Annotated in this window: 18 protein-coding genes; 9 read left to right on the top strand and 9 right to left on the bottom strand. The window is 69.1% G+C overall.

All coding sequences use genetic code 11. The features are described from left to right. The first annotated feature begins 413 nt into the window (after positions 1-413). From ACFQU4_RS08945 to ACFQU4_RS08925, 5 genes are all read left to right on the top strand, one after another. Positions 414-1,403 (top strand): LacI family DNA-binding transcriptional regulator, encoded by a 990-nt coding sequence (locus ACFQU4_RS08945; RefSeq protein ID WP_377489812.1) that lies wholly within the window; start codon positions 414-416, stop codon positions 1,401-1,403. Between the two features lie 86 nt (positions 1,404-1,489). After that, positions 1,490-2,752: an ABC transporter substrate-binding protein gene (locus ACFQU4_RS08940; protein WP_377489809.1), complete on the top strand. Its 1,263-nt coding sequence runs from the start codon at positions 1,490-1,492 to the stop codon at positions 2,750-2,752. A 9-nt stretch (positions 2,753-2,761) separates the two neighbouring features. Next, entirely contained in the window at positions 2,762-3,649 is an 888-nt protein-coding gene (locus ACFQU4_RS08935; protein WP_377489806.1) for a carbohydrate ABC transporter permease, read from the top strand. Beyond that, positions 3,642-4,508 (top strand): carbohydrate ABC transporter permease, encoded by an 867-nt coding sequence (locus ACFQU4_RS08930; RefSeq protein ID WP_377489803.1) that lies wholly within the window; start codon positions 3,642-3,644, stop codon positions 4,506-4,508. Before ACFQU4_RS08935 ends, ACFQU4_RS08930 begins: the two co-directional genes overlap by 8 nt. A 36-nt stretch (positions 4,509-4,544) precedes the next feature. Then, positions 4,545-6,485: a hypothetical protein gene (locus ACFQU4_RS08925; RefSeq protein ID WP_377489800.1), complete on the top strand. Its 1,941-nt coding sequence runs from the start codon at positions 4,545-4,547 to the stop codon at positions 6,483-6,485. Between the two features lie 22 nt (positions 6,486-6,507). Here the strand turns inward: ACFQU4_RS08925 and ACFQU4_RS08920 are convergent, their stop codons facing one another. Beyond that, a complete protein-coding gene (locus ACFQU4_RS08920; protein ID WP_377489797.1) occupies positions 6,508-6,858 on the bottom strand; it encodes a nuclear transport factor 2 family protein in 351 nt (116 codons plus the stop codon). Positions 6,859-6,979: 121 nt separating this feature from the next. Here ACFQU4_RS08920 and ACFQU4_RS08915 point away from each other — a divergent pair, with 121 nt between their 5' ends. Then, positions 6,980-7,774 (top strand): helix-turn-helix domain-containing protein, encoded by a 795-nt coding sequence (locus ACFQU4_RS08915; RefSeq protein ID WP_377489794.1) that lies wholly within the window; start codon positions 6,980-6,982, stop codon positions 7,772-7,774. A gap of 16 nt (positions 7,775-7,790) precedes the next feature. Here ACFQU4_RS08915 and aqpZ read toward each other — a convergent pair whose 3' ends face one another. The 5 genes from aqpZ to rph all read right to left on the bottom strand — a co-directional run bounded on the left by aqpZ (position 7,791) and on the right by rph (position 11,318). Then, a complete protein-coding gene (gene aqpZ, locus ACFQU4_RS08910; RefSeq protein ID WP_377489791.1) occupies positions 7,791-8,564 on the bottom strand; it encodes an aquaporin Z in 774 nt (257 codons plus the stop codon). A gap of 85 nt (positions 8,565-8,649) precedes the next feature. Beyond that, the gene (locus ACFQU4_RS08905; protein WP_377489788.1) at positions 8,650-9,186 is read right to left on the bottom strand and encodes a dihydrofolate reductase; all 537 of its coding nucleotides are present in this window, start codon (positions 9,184-9,186) and stop codon (positions 8,650-8,652) included. Further along, positions 9,186-9,980 carry a thymidylate synthase gene (locus ACFQU4_RS08900; protein ID WP_377489785.1) on the bottom strand — a complete coding sequence of 265 codons (795 nt, stop codon included), beginning with the start codon at positions 9,978-9,980 and terminating at the stop codon, positions 9,186-9,188. Before ACFQU4_RS08900 ends, ACFQU4_RS08905 begins: the two co-directional genes overlap by 1 nt. Next, positions 9,955-10,590 carry an RdgB/HAM1 family non-canonical purine NTP pyrophosphatase gene (gene rdgB / locus ACFQU4_RS08895; RefSeq protein WP_377489782.1) on the bottom strand — a complete coding sequence of 212 codons (636 nt, stop codon included), beginning with the start codon at positions 10,588-10,590 and terminating at the stop codon, positions 9,955-9,957. The genes ACFQU4_RS08900 and rdgB overlap by 26 nt, the downstream gene beginning before the upstream one ends. A 2-nt stretch (positions 10,591-10,592) precedes the next feature. Next, on the bottom strand, positions 10,593-11,318 hold the full coding sequence (rph, locus tag ACFQU4_RS08890; RefSeq protein WP_377489779.1) for a ribonuclease PH: 726 nt from the start codon (positions 11,316-11,318) through the stop codon (positions 10,593-10,595). A 74-nt stretch (positions 11,319-11,392) separates the two neighbouring features. On the opposite strand from rph, the gene ACFQU4_RS08885 reads away from it, so the two are divergent. Continuing rightward, positions 11,393-11,866, top strand: a complete 474-nt coding sequence (locus ACFQU4_RS08885) for a hypothetical protein (protein WP_377489776.1) — start codon at positions 11,393-11,395, stop codon at positions 11,864-11,866. Here the strand turns inward: ACFQU4_RS08885 and ACFQU4_RS08880 are convergent, their stop codons facing one another. After that, positions 11,867-12,223: a YciI family protein gene (locus ACFQU4_RS08880; protein WP_377489773.1), complete on the bottom strand. Its 357-nt coding sequence runs from the start codon at positions 12,221-12,223 to the stop codon at positions 11,867-11,869. Between the two features lie 434 nt (positions 12,224-12,657). Between ACFQU4_RS08880 and rpmF the strand changes: the two genes are divergently transcribed. Both rpmF and ACFQU4_RS08870 read left to right on the top strand, forming a co-directional pair. Further along, complete coding sequence (gene rpmF / locus ACFQU4_RS08875; RefSeq protein WP_377489770.1) at positions 12,658-12,852, top strand: 50S ribosomal protein L32; 195 nt, start codon at positions 12,658-12,660, stop codon at positions 12,850-12,852. A 28-nt stretch (positions 12,853-12,880) separates the two neighbouring features. After that, positions 12,881-13,294, top strand: a complete 414-nt coding sequence (locus ACFQU4_RS08870; protein ID WP_377489767.1) for a hypothetical protein — start codon at positions 12,881-12,883, stop codon at positions 13,292-13,294. Positions 13,295-13,389: 95 nt separating this feature from the next. On the opposite strand, the gene ACFQU4_RS08865 is transcribed toward ACFQU4_RS08870, so the two are convergent. Then, positions 13,390-14,184, bottom strand: coding sequence for an MBL fold metallo-hydrolase (locus ACFQU4_RS08865; protein WP_377489764.1), 795 nt, complete (start codon positions 14,182-14,184; stop codon positions 13,390-13,392). 14 nt (positions 14,185-14,198) lie between these two features. Beyond that, a complete protein-coding gene (gene murI / locus ACFQU4_RS08860; RefSeq protein ID WP_377489761.1) occupies positions 14,199-14,990 on the bottom strand; it encodes a glutamate racemase in 792 nt (263 codons plus the stop codon). Positions 14,991-15,003: the final 13 nt, after the last annotated feature.

Below are 15,003 nucleotides of genomic sequence, written 5' to 3'. Positions count from 1 at the left end.
TCTCGACCAAGGCCCGACGCAACAGTCGTGGCTTCTGACGACGACTTCCCTCGGCAGTACGGACAAGGATCTGGTCGGGCGTAAGACGATTCACCGGACCTCCTATCGGCCCTCGCCGAAAGTGGGCGGTGTCCAGGCCGTAGCGCCTTGATCAGGCCACTGAGGTGCGCATGGCTCCCACCGTTCGCTCGAAGACCGAGCCGGCGAAGAACATCGGCAACCGAAATTGAACGCTCGACAATCGGGCCGAGCAACTCCGCCGTGTACTTGCGTGGACCGCCCATGGCGCTGACGTTAGGCGTCGACTCCGACATTGATCCTCAAGCCGACAGGCTCGCGACAGGCTGCACCCACGATCCGGCGCCGGCACCTTCCGTCGCGTGGGACGATGTGCAGTCAGGAGGTGCTGAAACGTGACTGCAACAGTCCGAGACATCGCACGGCTCGCGAAGGTGTCGCCCGCAACGGTGTCGCGGGCCCTCAGCCGGCCGGACACGGTGGCCGAGGCGACCCGTCATCGGGTGCTCCAGGTCGCCGACGAGCTCGGCTATCAGCGCCAGCCCAGCCGGCCCGCGGAACGCCCGGAGCAGACCGGGGCGATCGGGATCGTGCTGCCGGACCTGGACAACCCGACCTTCGCCTCGCTGCTCAAGTCCGCCCAGCACCGCCTCCAGGTGCGTGGGTACGGGGTCTACGTGGCCGACTCGGACCGCAACGCCGAGGCCGAGACCGAGTTGGCGCGGTCGTTGGCGCCGCGGGTCGACGGGTTGATCATCTGCTCCCCGCTGGGTGACCCGCAGACCAATCTGGAGCTCGGCGCGGAGGTGCCACTGCTGCTGGTGGACGGCCAGGTGGAGGGCCTCTCCTCGGTCAACATCGAGTACGCCGACGGGATGCGGCAGGCCGTCACTCACCTTGCAGCGTTGGGACATCGCCGGATCGCGTACGCCGGCGGGCGGATCGTCACCTGGTCCGAGGCGCAGCGCCGGGTCGGCCTGGAGCAGGCGATCGCCGAACACGCACTGCCGGACCTGATCGATCTTGGTCACTTCTTCGCCGGCGTCGGCGGCGGCTACGCGGCAGCAGACCAACTGCTGGCCACCGACGCGACCGCGATCATCTGCGTCAATACGTTCGTCGCGATGGGCATCGTCAACCGGCTCGCCCAGCGCGGCGGCCGGGTGCCCGACGACCTCAGCATCGTCGAGTTCGACGCGGCCAACACCAACCACCTGGTGACGCCGATGCTGACGACGGTCGCCCCGTCCTACGGCTCGGTCGGCTGGGCCGCCGCCGACGCGATCGTGCAACTGATCGGCACCGAGGGATCCGCGATCGGCCGGACCGTGCCGGTGGAACTGTCCGTGCAGCAATCGACCAGCGCCCCGCCGACCCGGCCGTAATCTGTTTCATTTGTTTCTGTAACGTCTAGCGAGTTCCTGCAACAGCGTGCTATATCTGGTGCGACGGCACGGCAGAAGGAACCTCGATGACGAATCCTCAGCTCTCCCGGCGCACCCTGTTGGGCCTCGCCGGCGGCATGGCGGCGACCCTCCTCAGCGGCTGCGGCTCCGGCGACTCGGACGGCGCCACCGGCGTGATCAACTTCTGGAGTTACTACGAGGCGGCCGAGCGCGGCGCGACCTTCGGTGACCTCGCCAAGCGGTACGAGGCAGCGAACGCGGGCGTGACGATCAACCTCAACCTCGCCCCGCAGAACTTCAACACGGTGCTCCGGACCGCGATGATGAGCGACGACCGGCCCGAGTTCCTCGGCATCACGCAATACAACATGCGTGACTTCGCCGCGGCCGGCCTGCTCGCCGACGTCGGGACGGTGCTCGACGATGCCGGGATCCGGGACGACATCTTCCCGGCTGCGATCGAGGCCGGAACCGTCGACGGCACCCTGTACGGGATCTCCGACGCGCTCCGCTTCGGGATGTGGTTCTACAACCCCAAGGGCTTCGATGATCTCGGGATCGAGCCCCCGAAGACGTACGACGACCTGGCCGAGGCCGCCGGCCGGATCCGGGCCAAGAAGCGCTATCCGATCTTGTTCGGCCTCAAGGAGGTCAACACGGCAGCGAATTCGTTCCAGGCGTTCGTCCCGACCTTCATCGGGCTGACCGAGATGATCAAGGCCTCGGCGGCCCGCGACTACACCGGCCAGCCTTTCGTCGACGCGCTGACGATGTACCGGACGATGGTCGAGGACGGCATCCTCGACCCCGCCGACACCGGAATGGCCGCAGCCGACACCCAGGCGATGCTGGCGACCGGCGAGGCGGTGATGCTGCCGTCGGCCAGCTATCAGATCGGCAGCTTGATCAAGCTGGATCCGGAGATCTCCGCGTTCGACGAGCCGGTCAAGCTGATCGACGACCCGGTCGCCACCTACTGGGGCGGCGCAGGGCAGATGTACTGCCTGACCGCGGACTCGGCGGTCGAGGAGGCCGCCCGCAAGCTGCTCACCTGGTGGGTGTCGCCGGAGCAGCTGACGGTTCAGGTCGAGAAGTCCGGGCTGGTCTCCAGTCTGCGGTCCGCGAACGAGAAGATCCCGGCCGGCGGGCTGGCCGAGTTCGCGGCCGCCCGGCTCGATCAGGTCGACCCGGAAGGGCTGTTCTACAACAACTACATCCCGCCCGGCGAGGCCGAGGCGTGGGGCCGCGCGATCCAGGAGGTCGTCTCCGGGGCGAAGACGCCGGAGCAGGCGATCGAGACCACGGTGCAGGCCGGGTTCAAGGGCTGATCTACCGGCATGCGTACCCTCAGGCGGTCGCTGGTTCCGGCCGCGTTCCTGCTGCCGGCCATCGCGATCTACTCGCTGTTGCACATCGCGCCGTTCCTCGGCACGTTCGGGCTCAGCCTGTTCGACTACAACGGACTGGGCCGGCCGAAGTTCGCCGGCGGTCGCAACTACGCGGCCATGCTCGCCTCGGACAGCTTCTACCAGGCCTTGATCAACAACCTGGTCTGGTTTGCCGGCGAGGTCGTGGTGAGCACACTGGTCGGACTCGGACTGGCCCTGTTGATCAACGCCCGGCCGCGGCTCGCCGCCCTGTTCCGGACCGTGCTGTTCCTGCCCTACATCCTGTCCTGGGCGGTGGCCGGGATGCTCTGGTCGCGGATCCTCAACCCGGCGCCCACGTACGGGATGTTGAACTCGCTGCTGGCCGCGATCGGCCTGTCGGACTGGACGCAGAACTGGCTCGGCGACGCCCGGACGGTGCTGCCGAGCATCATCGTCGCGGCGATCTGGAAGGGTTTCGGCTTCTCGATGGTGATCTTCCTGGCCGGCCTGCAGAACATCCCGGCGGAGTTGATCGAGGCGGCCCGGATCGACGGTGCCGGCGCAGCCCGGGCCCTCTGGCACGTCACCCTGCCGCTGCTCCGGCCGATCACGTCGATCGTGATCATCCTCGGCCTGATCGGGACGTTCCGGGTGTTCGACCCGGTCTGGGTGATGTCCCAGGGCGGACCGGGTACGGCCAGCTCGCTGCTCGCGATCCTGGTCTACCGGGCCGGCATGAACGACTTCGAGCTCGGCTACAGCGCCACGCTCTCGGTCGCCCTCTTCGCCTGTACCGCGATCGTGATGGGGCTCTACTGGCGGATCTTCGGCCGGCGGCGGGTGCTCGATGACTGAACCTCTCCGCAGGCGCCGGCCGCCCGCCGTGGTGGCCCGCCGGTTCGCCGGCTCGGCCGTGATCTTCACGGTGCTGGCCGTCGTGTCGGTCGCCACCGTGGTGCCGATGATCTGGATGATCTTCACGTCGCTCAAGTCGCCGGCCGAGTATCTGGTCAACAGCTGGTTCTGGCCGCGAGATCCGCAGTGGTCGGCCTACCTCACCTTGTTCACCGAGAAGAACTTCGGCCGCTACTTCCTGAACTCGACTGCGGTCACGGTGCCGGCCGTCGCCGCGATCCTGCTGATCGGCGCGATGGCCGCGTACGGGCTGGTGATCAGCTCCCGGCGGGCCCGCGACCGCACCCTGATGTACTTCGTGATCGGGCAGATGATCCCGGTCACCGGGATCATCGCGCCGCTCTACCTGATGCTGCGCGGCGCGGACTTGATCAACAACTACGCCGGCCTGATCCTGGCCTACATCGCCGGAGCGATGTCGTTCACGGTGTTCCTGACCTACGGGTTCTTCCGCGCCGTGCCGCCCGAGATCGCCGAGGCCGCGGCGATCGACGGCGCCGGCCGGCTCAGGACCTTCTGGAGCATCTACCTTCCGCTCGGTGCGCCCGGGCTGGCGACGGTCGGGATCTTCCAGTTCCTGTCCGTCTGGAACGACATCCTGCTGGTCATCCTGATCATGCAGCGCAACGAACTGCAGACGCTCAACGTCGCCGTGTTCCAGGCCGTCGGCGAGTACGGCACCGACGTGCCCGCCCTGTTCGCCGGGCTCACCGTCGCCGCCCTGCCCGTGGTCATCGTCTACCTCCTCTTCACCCGACAGTTCGTCGCCGGCCTGACCGCCGGCGCGACCAAGGGCTGAGTCACCCGCAAACCGACGAACGGAAGGCACTCTTCGATGGAAACCCTGCTGCAGGACGACTTCACGACGGCGCCGGTCGCCGTGATCGCCGGTGACTACACCCCGTCGGGCGAGTACCACGTCGTCCCCGCGCTGACCGACAGCGGCACCTGGCGGGAGGTGATGATCCATCACAGCTACCGGCGCAAGTCCACCAGCCGGGGCAACTGGCAGGTGGTCGAGGAGACCGACGGCAGCCGGTCGGTGGAGCAGACGATCGTCAGCGACGAGCACCCGCCGATGCTGGCCGCCGGCGACGAGACCTGGCTGATCACCGAGGCGTCGGTACGACTTCGGCCGCTGACCCACGGTGGCACCCGGGGTCTCGGCTTCCAGGTCCGGCACGCGAGCGACTACTACGCCGCCCTGGTCACCTGCTCGACGCTCCGGCTGGTCCGGTTCCGCTTCTTCACCGAGACCGTCCTCGCCGAGACCGAGGTCCGGCCGGACCCGGACACCGCGACCGAACTCAAGATCACGATCGACGGCGGAGTCGCGACGGCGAGGTTCGGCGACGTCTCGGTGTCGGCCGCCGTGGCGGCGGGCGGAGGCGGCGTCGCCCTGATCGCCGACCGGCCGGCCCGCTTCGGCGACGTCCGGGTCCGAGGTGACCGTCAGCCGGTCCGGGCCGGTTCGGTCGATCCCGAGCCCGCCGTCCGGCCGTACCTCTGGAGGCGGTTCGGCACTGGCGCCTGGGGCACCGACCGCAACCTCCGGATCGGCGACCTGAACGGCGACGGCCGGCCCGAGGTCGTCGTCGCCCGACGGACCGACCGGATGGGCAGCGACAACTTCTCCACGATCAGCTCGGTGGCCGCCTTCTCCCTGGACGGCGAGTTGCTGTGGACGTTCGGCACGCCCAGCGTGAACACGTTCGCCACCACCAGCGACCTCTGCTTCCAGGTCCACGACTGGGACGGCGACGGCGCGGCCGAGGTCATCCTGTGCAAGGACTGGGAGTTGTTGATCTTGGACGGCCGGACCGGCGAGGTCCGGCGCCGGACGACCGTGCCGCACAACCCGGACACCTCCGACGACGCCTACGTCCGGATGCTCGGCGACAGCCTGTACTTCGCCGACCTGACCGGGTCCGGCCGGCCCGACTCGTTGCTGCTGAAGGACCGCTACAAGAACATCTGGGCCTTCGACCGGGACCTCAACCAGCTCTGGACCTGGGCCGGCAAGACCGGCCACTACCCGTACACCAAGGACATCGACGGCGACGGGCGGGACGAAGTCATGATCGGCCATGCCCTGCTCGACGACGACGGCACCGAACTGTGGGCCACCAGCTATCCCGATCACTCCGACAACGTCGTGTTGATCAACCTGGACGACGGTGCCGGCGGCCTCGACCTGCGGTCGGTCATCGCCGGCAGTGATGCCGGCCTGATCATGCTCGACGGCAAGGGCCAGGAGTTGTGGCGGTTCCCGATCGGGCACGCACAGAGCATGTGCTTCGGCAACCTGATCCCGGAGCGGCCCGGGCTGGAGTTCATGTGCAACACGTTCTGGGGCCGGCTCGGCGTGAACGCAACGTTCGGCGAGACCGGCGAACTGCTCTGCGACTTCGAGCCGATGCCGTACGCATCCCTGCTACAGCTGGTGAACTGGGTGCCGGCCGGCGACACGGATCGGCCGGCTGACCTGGCGTTGCTGTCCACCCATCCGGTGCAGGGCGGCCTGATCGACGGTCACGGCGTCCGCCGGGTGATGTTCCCCGACGACGGGCACCCGGTGCTGTGCGCCGCGGTGTACGACCTGGACGGCGACGGCGTCGACGAGATCCTGACCTGGGACGAGGACGAGATCTGGATCTACAAGGCCGACGTGGCGGGCCGGACGCCGGCCAACTATCCGGTCCGGAACCCGTGGTTCAACGAGTCCAACTACCGGACCCAGGTGTCCCTGCCGCCGGGTGAGGCCGCGCGCCGCTGACCCCGCCCGGCGGGACGGACGGTCAGCCGGGGATTTTGTCCAGGAAGCCACGGACGTCGAGGATTCGGCCCTGCTCGTCGAGCACGATCACGTCGAACCCGATCACCACCGGCTCGGCGCCCTCGGGTCCCAGGCCCCACTGGAAGCGGACCTGCCGGTGGTGGCCGTCGGGCTCGCCGACCGGGGTGAAGACGAAGTTCGGGAACTGTTGCCGGGCGCCGTCGATCACCGCGGCGATCCCGGCGTGGCCGGTCACCTCGGCGAGCGGGTCGGTGTAGCCGACCGACTCCGACCAGTGCTCGGCGAGCAGCTGGTCGCGGTCGGCACCGTCGGCGTTCCAGGTGGCGAGGTAGGCCTTGACGATGTCGTTCATGATCTTGCTCCTTCGTGGGTTCCGTGAGGTTCGACGGGACCAAGCCTCGCCCGGCCGGTGTCCAGGGGCCATGACCTCGGAGGTCATGAAGGTCTGGACCCGCGGAGTTAGAGTGGCGGCCATGATCAGCACCGCCGAGCAGCGTCCGGTCGGGCCGCTGCTGCGCCAGTGGCGGGAGCGTCGCCGCTTCAGCCAGCAGGAGCTCTCGGACCGTTCGGACATCTCCACTCGGCACGTCAGCCGGGTGGAGACCGGCAAGGCCCACCCGACTGCGGAGATGATCATCCGGCTGGCCGATCATCTGGAAGTTCCGCTGCGGGACCGGAACCGGCTGCTGCTGGCCGCCGGCTATGCGCCGCGCTATCAAGATCAGCAGCTGGACAGCGCGGGCGTGTCGGTGGTGATGGACGGGCTGCGCCGGTTGCTCGACGCGCATCTGCCCTACCCGGCGCTGCTGCTCGATGATCACTGGGACGTGATCGACTCCAACGCCGGCGTCGAACCGCTGCTGGCCGGCTGCGCGCCGGAGCTGCTGGAACCGCCGATCAACGTGATCCGGCTCTCGGTGCACCCGGACGGCCTGGCACCGCGGATCGTGAACTTCGATGACTGGGCCGCGCACCTGTACCACCAGCTGGTGGCCCGGGCCGAACGTACCCACGACCCTCGGCTGGAGGAGCTGGCCGGCGAGGTCGGGGCCCGGGTCCGGCCGTCCGGCGGTGCCTCGGCTGCCGGGCCGGTGCTCGCCCTCGAACTCGCCGTCGACCACGGGGTGCTGCGGCTGTTCAGCATCTCGAGCCGGCTGACCACGGCGGCCGACGCGACCCTGGAGGGGCTGCACCTGGAGACCTTCGTCCCCGCGGACGACGAGACCCGGCGCCGATTCGCCACGACAGCGACCGACGCCGGGTCTTGAGAACCCACCGGGTGGATCAGGGGTTGTTGGCGACCCCCTCGTCCACCGGTGTCGCGTTGGCCCCGGTGATCAGCGCGTACGTGAAGCCCGCGATCGCCGCCCCGATGATCGGCGCGACGATGAACAACCAGACCTGCGACAACGCTGCCCCACCGGCGAACCAGGCCACCCCGAGCGAACGGGCCGGGTTCACCGAGGTGTTGGTGACCGGGATGCTGACCAGGTGGATCAGGGTGAGGCCGAGGCCGATCGCGATCGGCGCGAAACCCTTCGGTGCCCGGTCGTCGGTGGCGCCGAGGATGATGTACAGGAACACCGCGGTGAGCACCACCTCGATGATCAACGCCGCCAGCAGGCCGTAACCGTCCGGCGAACGATCACCGAAACCGTTGGTCGCGAACCCGCTCTCCACCGCGTTGAAGCCGTCCTTGCCGGCCGCGATGATGAACAACACCAGTCCGGCGAACGAGGCCGCGACGATCTGGGTCACGATGTAGGGCAGTACGCCCTTCCACTCGAACCGCTTCGCGATCGCCAGGCCGATCGTCACGGCCGGGTTGAAATGGCCGCCGGAGACGTGCCCGAAGGCGTACGCGCCGGTCAGCACGGTCAGGCCGAACGCCAGTGAGACGCCGACGAATCCGATCCCGAGCTGAACCTGGGTATTGGTACCGGGATCAGCCGACAGGAACTTCGCGGCAAGCACCGCGCTGCCGCATCCCCCGAAGACCAGCCAGAACGTGCCCAGGAACTCGGCGCCGAGTTTGGCGGCCAAGCGAGGCTCTGTCATGGAGATCTCCTCCTTGCCTAGGGCCCCTCGGAATGACGGGCCCGATTCCGGCATTGTCAGCCGAGAACCCCGCCCAGGCAATGATTCAGGCGACGACCCGCCGATAACCGACCCAGGCGAATCCGTCCCGCGCGTCCCGGGACACCTCGTGCCAGGTGGCGTCCGTGATCTCCGGGAACGTGACGTCACCCTCCGGTTCCGCATCGACCTCGGTGACGTCGAGGAATTCCGTACGATCCCAGGCGGCCCGGTAGATCTCGCCGCCGCCGGCGATGAAGATGATCGACTCCGGGTGCCGGGCCCGGGCCACCTCGATGGCTCGGTCGAGGCCGTCGGCGGTGATCACCCCGTCGGCCCGCCAGTCGGGATCCCGGGTGATCACGATCGTGTGCCGGCCGGGCAGCGGGCGACCGATCGACTCGTACGTCTTCCGGCCCATGATCAGCACGTGGCCGGTGGTGATCCGGCGGAACCTCTTCCAGTCCGCCGAGATCCGCCACGGGATCTCCGGGCCGTTGCCGATCACCCGGTTGCGGGCGTACGCGGCGATCGCGACGATCGAGCCGGGGCCCGCCCCCTCGACAAGCGCGGGAACCTCGACAGGCTCAGGGATCGAGGACATCAGACGGCGATCGGGGCCTTGATGCCCGGGTGCGGGTCGTAGCCCTCGATAGTGAAGTCGGCCAGGGTGAACTCGTCGATCTCCTTGACGTCCGGGTTCATGATCAGCTTCGGCAGCGGGCGCGGCTCCCGGGTCAGTTGTTTCTTGGCCTGCTCGACGTGGTTCAGGTAGAGGTGCGCGTCGCCCAGCGTGTGCACGAAGTCGCCCGGCGCCAGGCCGCAGACCTGGGCGATCATGCTGGTCAGCAGCGCGTACGAGGCGATGTTGAACGGGACGCCGAGGAAGATGTCCGCGGATCGCTGGTACAGCTGGCAGGACAGCCGCCCCTCGGCCACGTAGAACTGGAACATCGTGTGGCACGGCGGCAGCGCCATCTGGTCGAGATCGGCCACGTTCCAGGCGCTGACCAGGTGCCGCCGCGAGTCCGGGTTGGTCTTGATCGCATCGATCACCGCGGCGAGTTGATCAAGGTGCCGGCCGTCGGTCGTCGGCCAGGAACGCCACTGGTAGCCGTAGATCGGGCCGAGTTCGCCGTTCTCGTCGGCCCACTCGTCCCAGATCGACACGCCCTGTTCCTGCAGCGACCGGACGTTGGTCGAGCCGGCGATGAACCAGAGCAGCTCGGCGAAGATCGACTTCGTGTGCAGCTTCTTCGTCGTCAGCAACGGGAACCCTTGCGCCAGGTCGAACCGGAGCTGGTAGCCGAACGTGCTCAACGTCCCGGTCCCGGTCCGGTCGCCCTTGCGGACTCCCGTGGTCAGCACATGATCAAGAAGATCGAGATAGGTCTTCACGTCCAACCCTTCCCAGCTCGTCGGTCAGCACCTCGAGGATCGCCCGGACCGCCTTGCCGCGATGGCTGATCGCGTCCTTGGCCTCCCCGGTCAGCTCGGCGTTGGTCACCGTCTGCCCGTCGGTGACGAACAGCGGGTCGTAGCCGAAGCCACGCACGCCGGCCGGCGCCCGGAGCAGCCGGCCGTGCATCTCCCCGGTCCTGGTGTGCTCGGTCCCGTCCGGGAGGACCAGCGCCATGGCGCAGACGAACCGTGCGGTACGGCGCTCGTCCGGCACGTCGTCCAACTGCCGCAGCAGCAGCGCGTTGTTGTCGTCGTCGGTCGCGTCCGGCCCGGCCCAGCGCGCCGACCGTACGCCCGGCATGCCGTTCAGGACGTCGACGGCGATCCCGGAGTCGTCCGCGAGAGCCGGCCGGCCGGTCGCCGCGACGCAGGCCCGGGCCTTGATCAACGCGTTGCCCTCGAACGTCGGCTCGGTCTCGGCCGGCGGCGGATAGTCCGCGACCTCACCGAGCCCGTGCACCGTCACGTTCAGGCCGGCCGCCACCACCAGCCGGCGCAGTTCGGCCAGCTTCTTCGCGTTGGCGGTCGCCAGGACGACGGACTCCATGATCAACGACCCGTCAGGGCCTTCTCCTGCAGCTTCGTCAGGGCCACGCAGCCGGCGCTGCCCAGCTCGAGCAGGTCGTCCAGCGTGGTCCGGTCGAACGGCGCGCCCTCGGCCGTACCCTGCACCTCGATGAACTCGCCGGCGCCGCTCATCACCACGTTCATATCCACCTCGGCGGCGGCATCCTCGGTGTAGCAGAGATCGAGCATCGGGTCGCCGCCGACCACGCCGACCGACACCGCGGCTACCGACCCGGTCAGCGGCTCACCGGCCAGCAGGTTGCGGTGCCGCAGCCAGTCGACCGCGTCCGCCAGCGCGACGTACGCGCCGGTGATCGAAGCGGTCCGGGTGCCGCCGTCGGCCTGCAGCACGTCGCAGTCGAGCACGATCGTGTTCTCGCCGAGTGCCTGGTAGTCGATCACCGCGCGCAGGCTGCGGCCGATCAGCCGGCTGATCTCGTGGGTCCGGCCGCCGACCCGGCCCTTGATCGACTCGCGATCGGACCTGGTGTGGGTGGACCGGGGCAGCATCGCGTACTCGCTGGTCACCCAGCCGAGCCCGGAACCCTTCCGCCACCGCGGCACACCCTCGGTCACGCTGGCCGCGACCAGCACCCGGGTGTGACCGAATTCGACCAGCACCGATCCCTCGGCGTGGTCCAGCCACCCCCGCGTGATCTTCACGTCGCGTAGCTGGTCGTTGGCCCGTCCGTCGGCTCGTGTCGTCACGACAGCCCACCCTAGTGCCCCACACCGGCGGAGGTACGGGAGGTGGGAATCCGGCGGGCTGGGACACTGACCCCGTGGCCCAGCCTCCGACCGAAGCCCCGCGACTGCCTCCCCGGGAGGGCCTGGACCGGCTGCTGTCCGTGCTGACCGCCGAGGGCTGGCAGCCGGCGCTCGGCGGCTCGGGCCTGCTGGTCGCCCTCGGGCTCGGTACGGTCGCGCACGACTGGGACGTGACGGTCGACGCCCCGCCCGACGCCGTGCTCGCCGCCCTCGACCGCGCCGGGCTGCCGTACCGCGACGCCACCCGGACCGACGGCGTCTACGGCACGGACCGCTGCCTCAAGGTCCATGATCACCTCGACCTGATGGTCAACTTCGCCCTGCGCGGACCGGACGGCCTGGAGCCGCTGCCGACCCAGGTCACCGGCGCCTGGCGCGGACTGCCGCTGGCGGATCCGGTGGTCTGGGCGAGGGCGTACCGGCTGCTCGGGCGCACCGCGAAGGCCGATCTGCTGCAGGACTGGCTGGCCTCCGGCCGGCTCAGTTGATCATGAACCCTGCGGGCCCGGGAACCGGTGCACCTCCTGCGGCCAGTCGAGCGCGACGGCCATCCGGCCGGCCCAGTAGCGGGCCGCCTCGTCGTCCGGCACCTCGATGACACAGAACCCACCGAGGTGCTCCTTGGTCTCGACGTACGGCCCGTCGGTGAAGATCGGCTTCCCGTCCTTGGTCCGGACACTGCAGACCACGGTCGAGGCGTCGATGCCGCCGTTCTCGAACTGGAAGATGCCGGCTTCCTTCATCTCGGCCGACACCGCCCGGACGGCGACGCCCTTCGCGGTGAGCTCCTCCGGCGTGTGGTCGGGCACCCACTCGTCGTTGAACGCGATCAGATACTGCGGCACGGTCGTCTCCTCTCGGACGCGGCGACCCCGAGCGGGTCGCTCGCCAGGTCCACGAACGTCTGGGCCCCGATCCGACACCTTCCCAGAAACCTCGGCCGAAATTCGATGGCCCGGCCACGGATCCGCCACTATCGTGCGACGGGTGAATCCCCCGTCGGAGAGCCCGGAAGCCTCCTAGCTCCGGGCAGGCCGCTGCCCACCGATCCGGTGCGCGGCGGAGTTGGCGTCCCTGCCTCCGCGGACCGTGACGGTCCGCCAGCTCTCTGAGGGGAATCCTTCGTGATCACCGGAATTCCTCCGGTTCGTCGGTCTGCCCGCGACCGGATCGTTCCCGACCACACGGCCCGCTGTGCCCTCGTGCTCCGGCCCGAGGTCGGCCGTGACCCGCCCCGGCTCCTTGGCCATCGCATCCCACGACACCAAGGAGTTCGATCATGTCCAGTTCGATGTTTCGACGACGCTCCCGGGCCCGGGTCCGGCGGCACCGTGCGCAGTGGCGGCGGATCGCCGCCGTACCGCTGACCAGGTGCGCCAACCCGGCCTGCGGTGAGCTGACCCCGAAGCACCAGGCCTGCCCGGCCTGCGGTCGCTACCAGGGTCGGCAGGTGCTGCCGCCGCGCGAGCGCTAGGCGTCATCTCCTTCGACGGCCTGGTTTGATGGCCGGCGCCGCGGACCGGAAGCTGGTGACCAAGGTCCGTTCCGGTCCGCGGTGCGACGGGCGGATGATGAGCAGGGGCCCATCAAGGTGGGAGGTCACGATGGCTGTGCCGACGAGGACGCAGGAGCGGGACGGGGTCGAGTACGAGGTCCTCGATCTCGGCCGAGATCTCCTTCTGGGCAAGGTGGAGACCGACGAGGGCATGATCATCGTGTTCCGGATGAACGATGCCACCGGCCCGACCGAGGACGACTGGAACCTGGTGAAGTGCAGGCTTGCGAATCTGGTGAAGTGCGCCCGGGAGATTCCGCGGGGAACGCCACGTCCGCGATCACGCGAGATCCTCGATCGTTGTCTCGAACGGGAGTGTGGCAGGGGTCGCGGGGGCGGCGTGGTGATGGTGCTCAGCTGACGCGCTCGCCGAGCGCTGTCGCGAAAACTCCTCAACTGGAGTGCTGGAGCCCGAAATCGACCTCCAGCGGCCGAGTTGAGGAGTTCTGGCGACAGTCAGCCGATCGTCCAGCGCGCCCCGGACCGGGCCAGCTCGATCGAACCCGCGAAGTGCGGGGTCGCCTCGGCGAGCACCTGGTCCGGGTCGTGCCAGGGCGGGATGTGGGTCAGCACGATGGCGCCGACGCCGGCGGCCGTGCCGAGTTCGGCGGCCTGGCGGCCGGACAGGTGCAGCCCGGCGGGGTTGTCCGGCCGGTCCAGGAACGAGGCCTCGATCAGCAGCAGGTCGGCGCCGGTGGCCAGCTCGGCCAGCGCGGGCGACGGGCCGGTGTCACCGGAGAAGACCAGGGAGGCGCCGCTGCCGGCCCGCTCGGTGAGGCGGATCCCGTACGCCTCGACGGGGTGCGCGACCCGGGTCACGGTGACGTCGAAGGGCCCGATCTGCTGGCTCGGCTGCCAGGTGCGGTAGTCGAAGTAGTCGGCGATGCCCCGGGTCGGTTCGGCCGGTTCGGTCCCGGGCGGTGCGGCGACGTCGTACGCGCGAACCAGCCGCTCGGCGGTGTCGGCCGGGCCGTAGACGGCGGCCGGCCGCCAGGGCGCGGTCGGCGAGTAGCTGGCCCCGACGTACAGGGCGCACACGTCCAGGCAGTGGTCGGGATGCAGATGGCTGAGCAGGACGGCCTCGATGTCGGCCGGGTCCAGGTAGCGGTAGAGCGCGCCGAACGAGCCCGGCCCGAGATCCAGCAGCAGCGAGAAGGTACGGCCCTCGTGGTCGGCCTGGACCAGATAGCTCGAGGCCGGCGACTCCGGGCCGGATCCGGAACCGCTGCAACCGACGATGGTCAGCTTCATGGCGCCCTTTCGCCTCAGGTGAACTGGTCGACGGAGTTGATCATGCCCGGCATCAGCCGCTGCCCCAGCCGGGCGAACTGGTCCGGGCTGCCAGTGGTGAGGAACCGGGTGCTGCTCCGGCGCGGGGTCTCGTGCACCAGCCCGAGCCGGGTCAGCACCGCGTACGCCTCCTTGGCGCACTCCTCCGCGCTGGACACCAGGGTCACGTCGCCGATCACGTACGAGATCACGCCGGTGAGCAGCGGATAGTGCGTGCAGCCCAAGATCAATGTGTCGATATCGGCCGCCTGCAAGGGTTTCAGGTACTCCTCGGCGCAGGCCAGCAATTCCGGACCGCCGGTGATCCCGGCCTCGACGAACTCGACGAACCGCGGGCAGGCCGCCGTGTGCAGGTCGACCTGCGGCGCGGCGGCGAACGCGTCGTCGTACGACAGCGAGGTCGCCGTCGCCTCGGTGCAGATCACCCCGACCCGGCCCGTCCCGGTCGCCGCCACCGCCCGTCGGGCGGCAGGCAGGATCACCTCGACCACCGGCACCGGGTAGCGCTCCCGGGCGTCCCGGAGCACCGCCGAGCTGGCCGAGTTGCAGGCGATGACGAGCAGCTTCACGTCCTGCTCGACCAGGTGGTCCAGGCACTCCAGCGCGTACTCGCGAACCTCGGCCAACGGCTTCTCGCCGTACGGGGCGCGGGCGGTGTCGCCCAGGTAGAGCACGTCTTCGTACGGCAGCTGGTCCAGCACCGCGCGGGCGACGGTCAGCCCGCCGAACCCCGAATCGAAGATCCCGATCGGCGCCTGAGGATTCACGGGGACAGAGTAA

Origin of the sequence: Microlunatus sp. GCM10028923 (assembly GCF_042666975.1) — a bacterium.
GTDB lineage: Bacteria > Actinomycetota > Actinomycetes > Propionibacteriales > Propionibacteriaceae > Microlunatus.
This window is presented reverse-complemented; position numbering and strand designations above follow the sequence as displayed.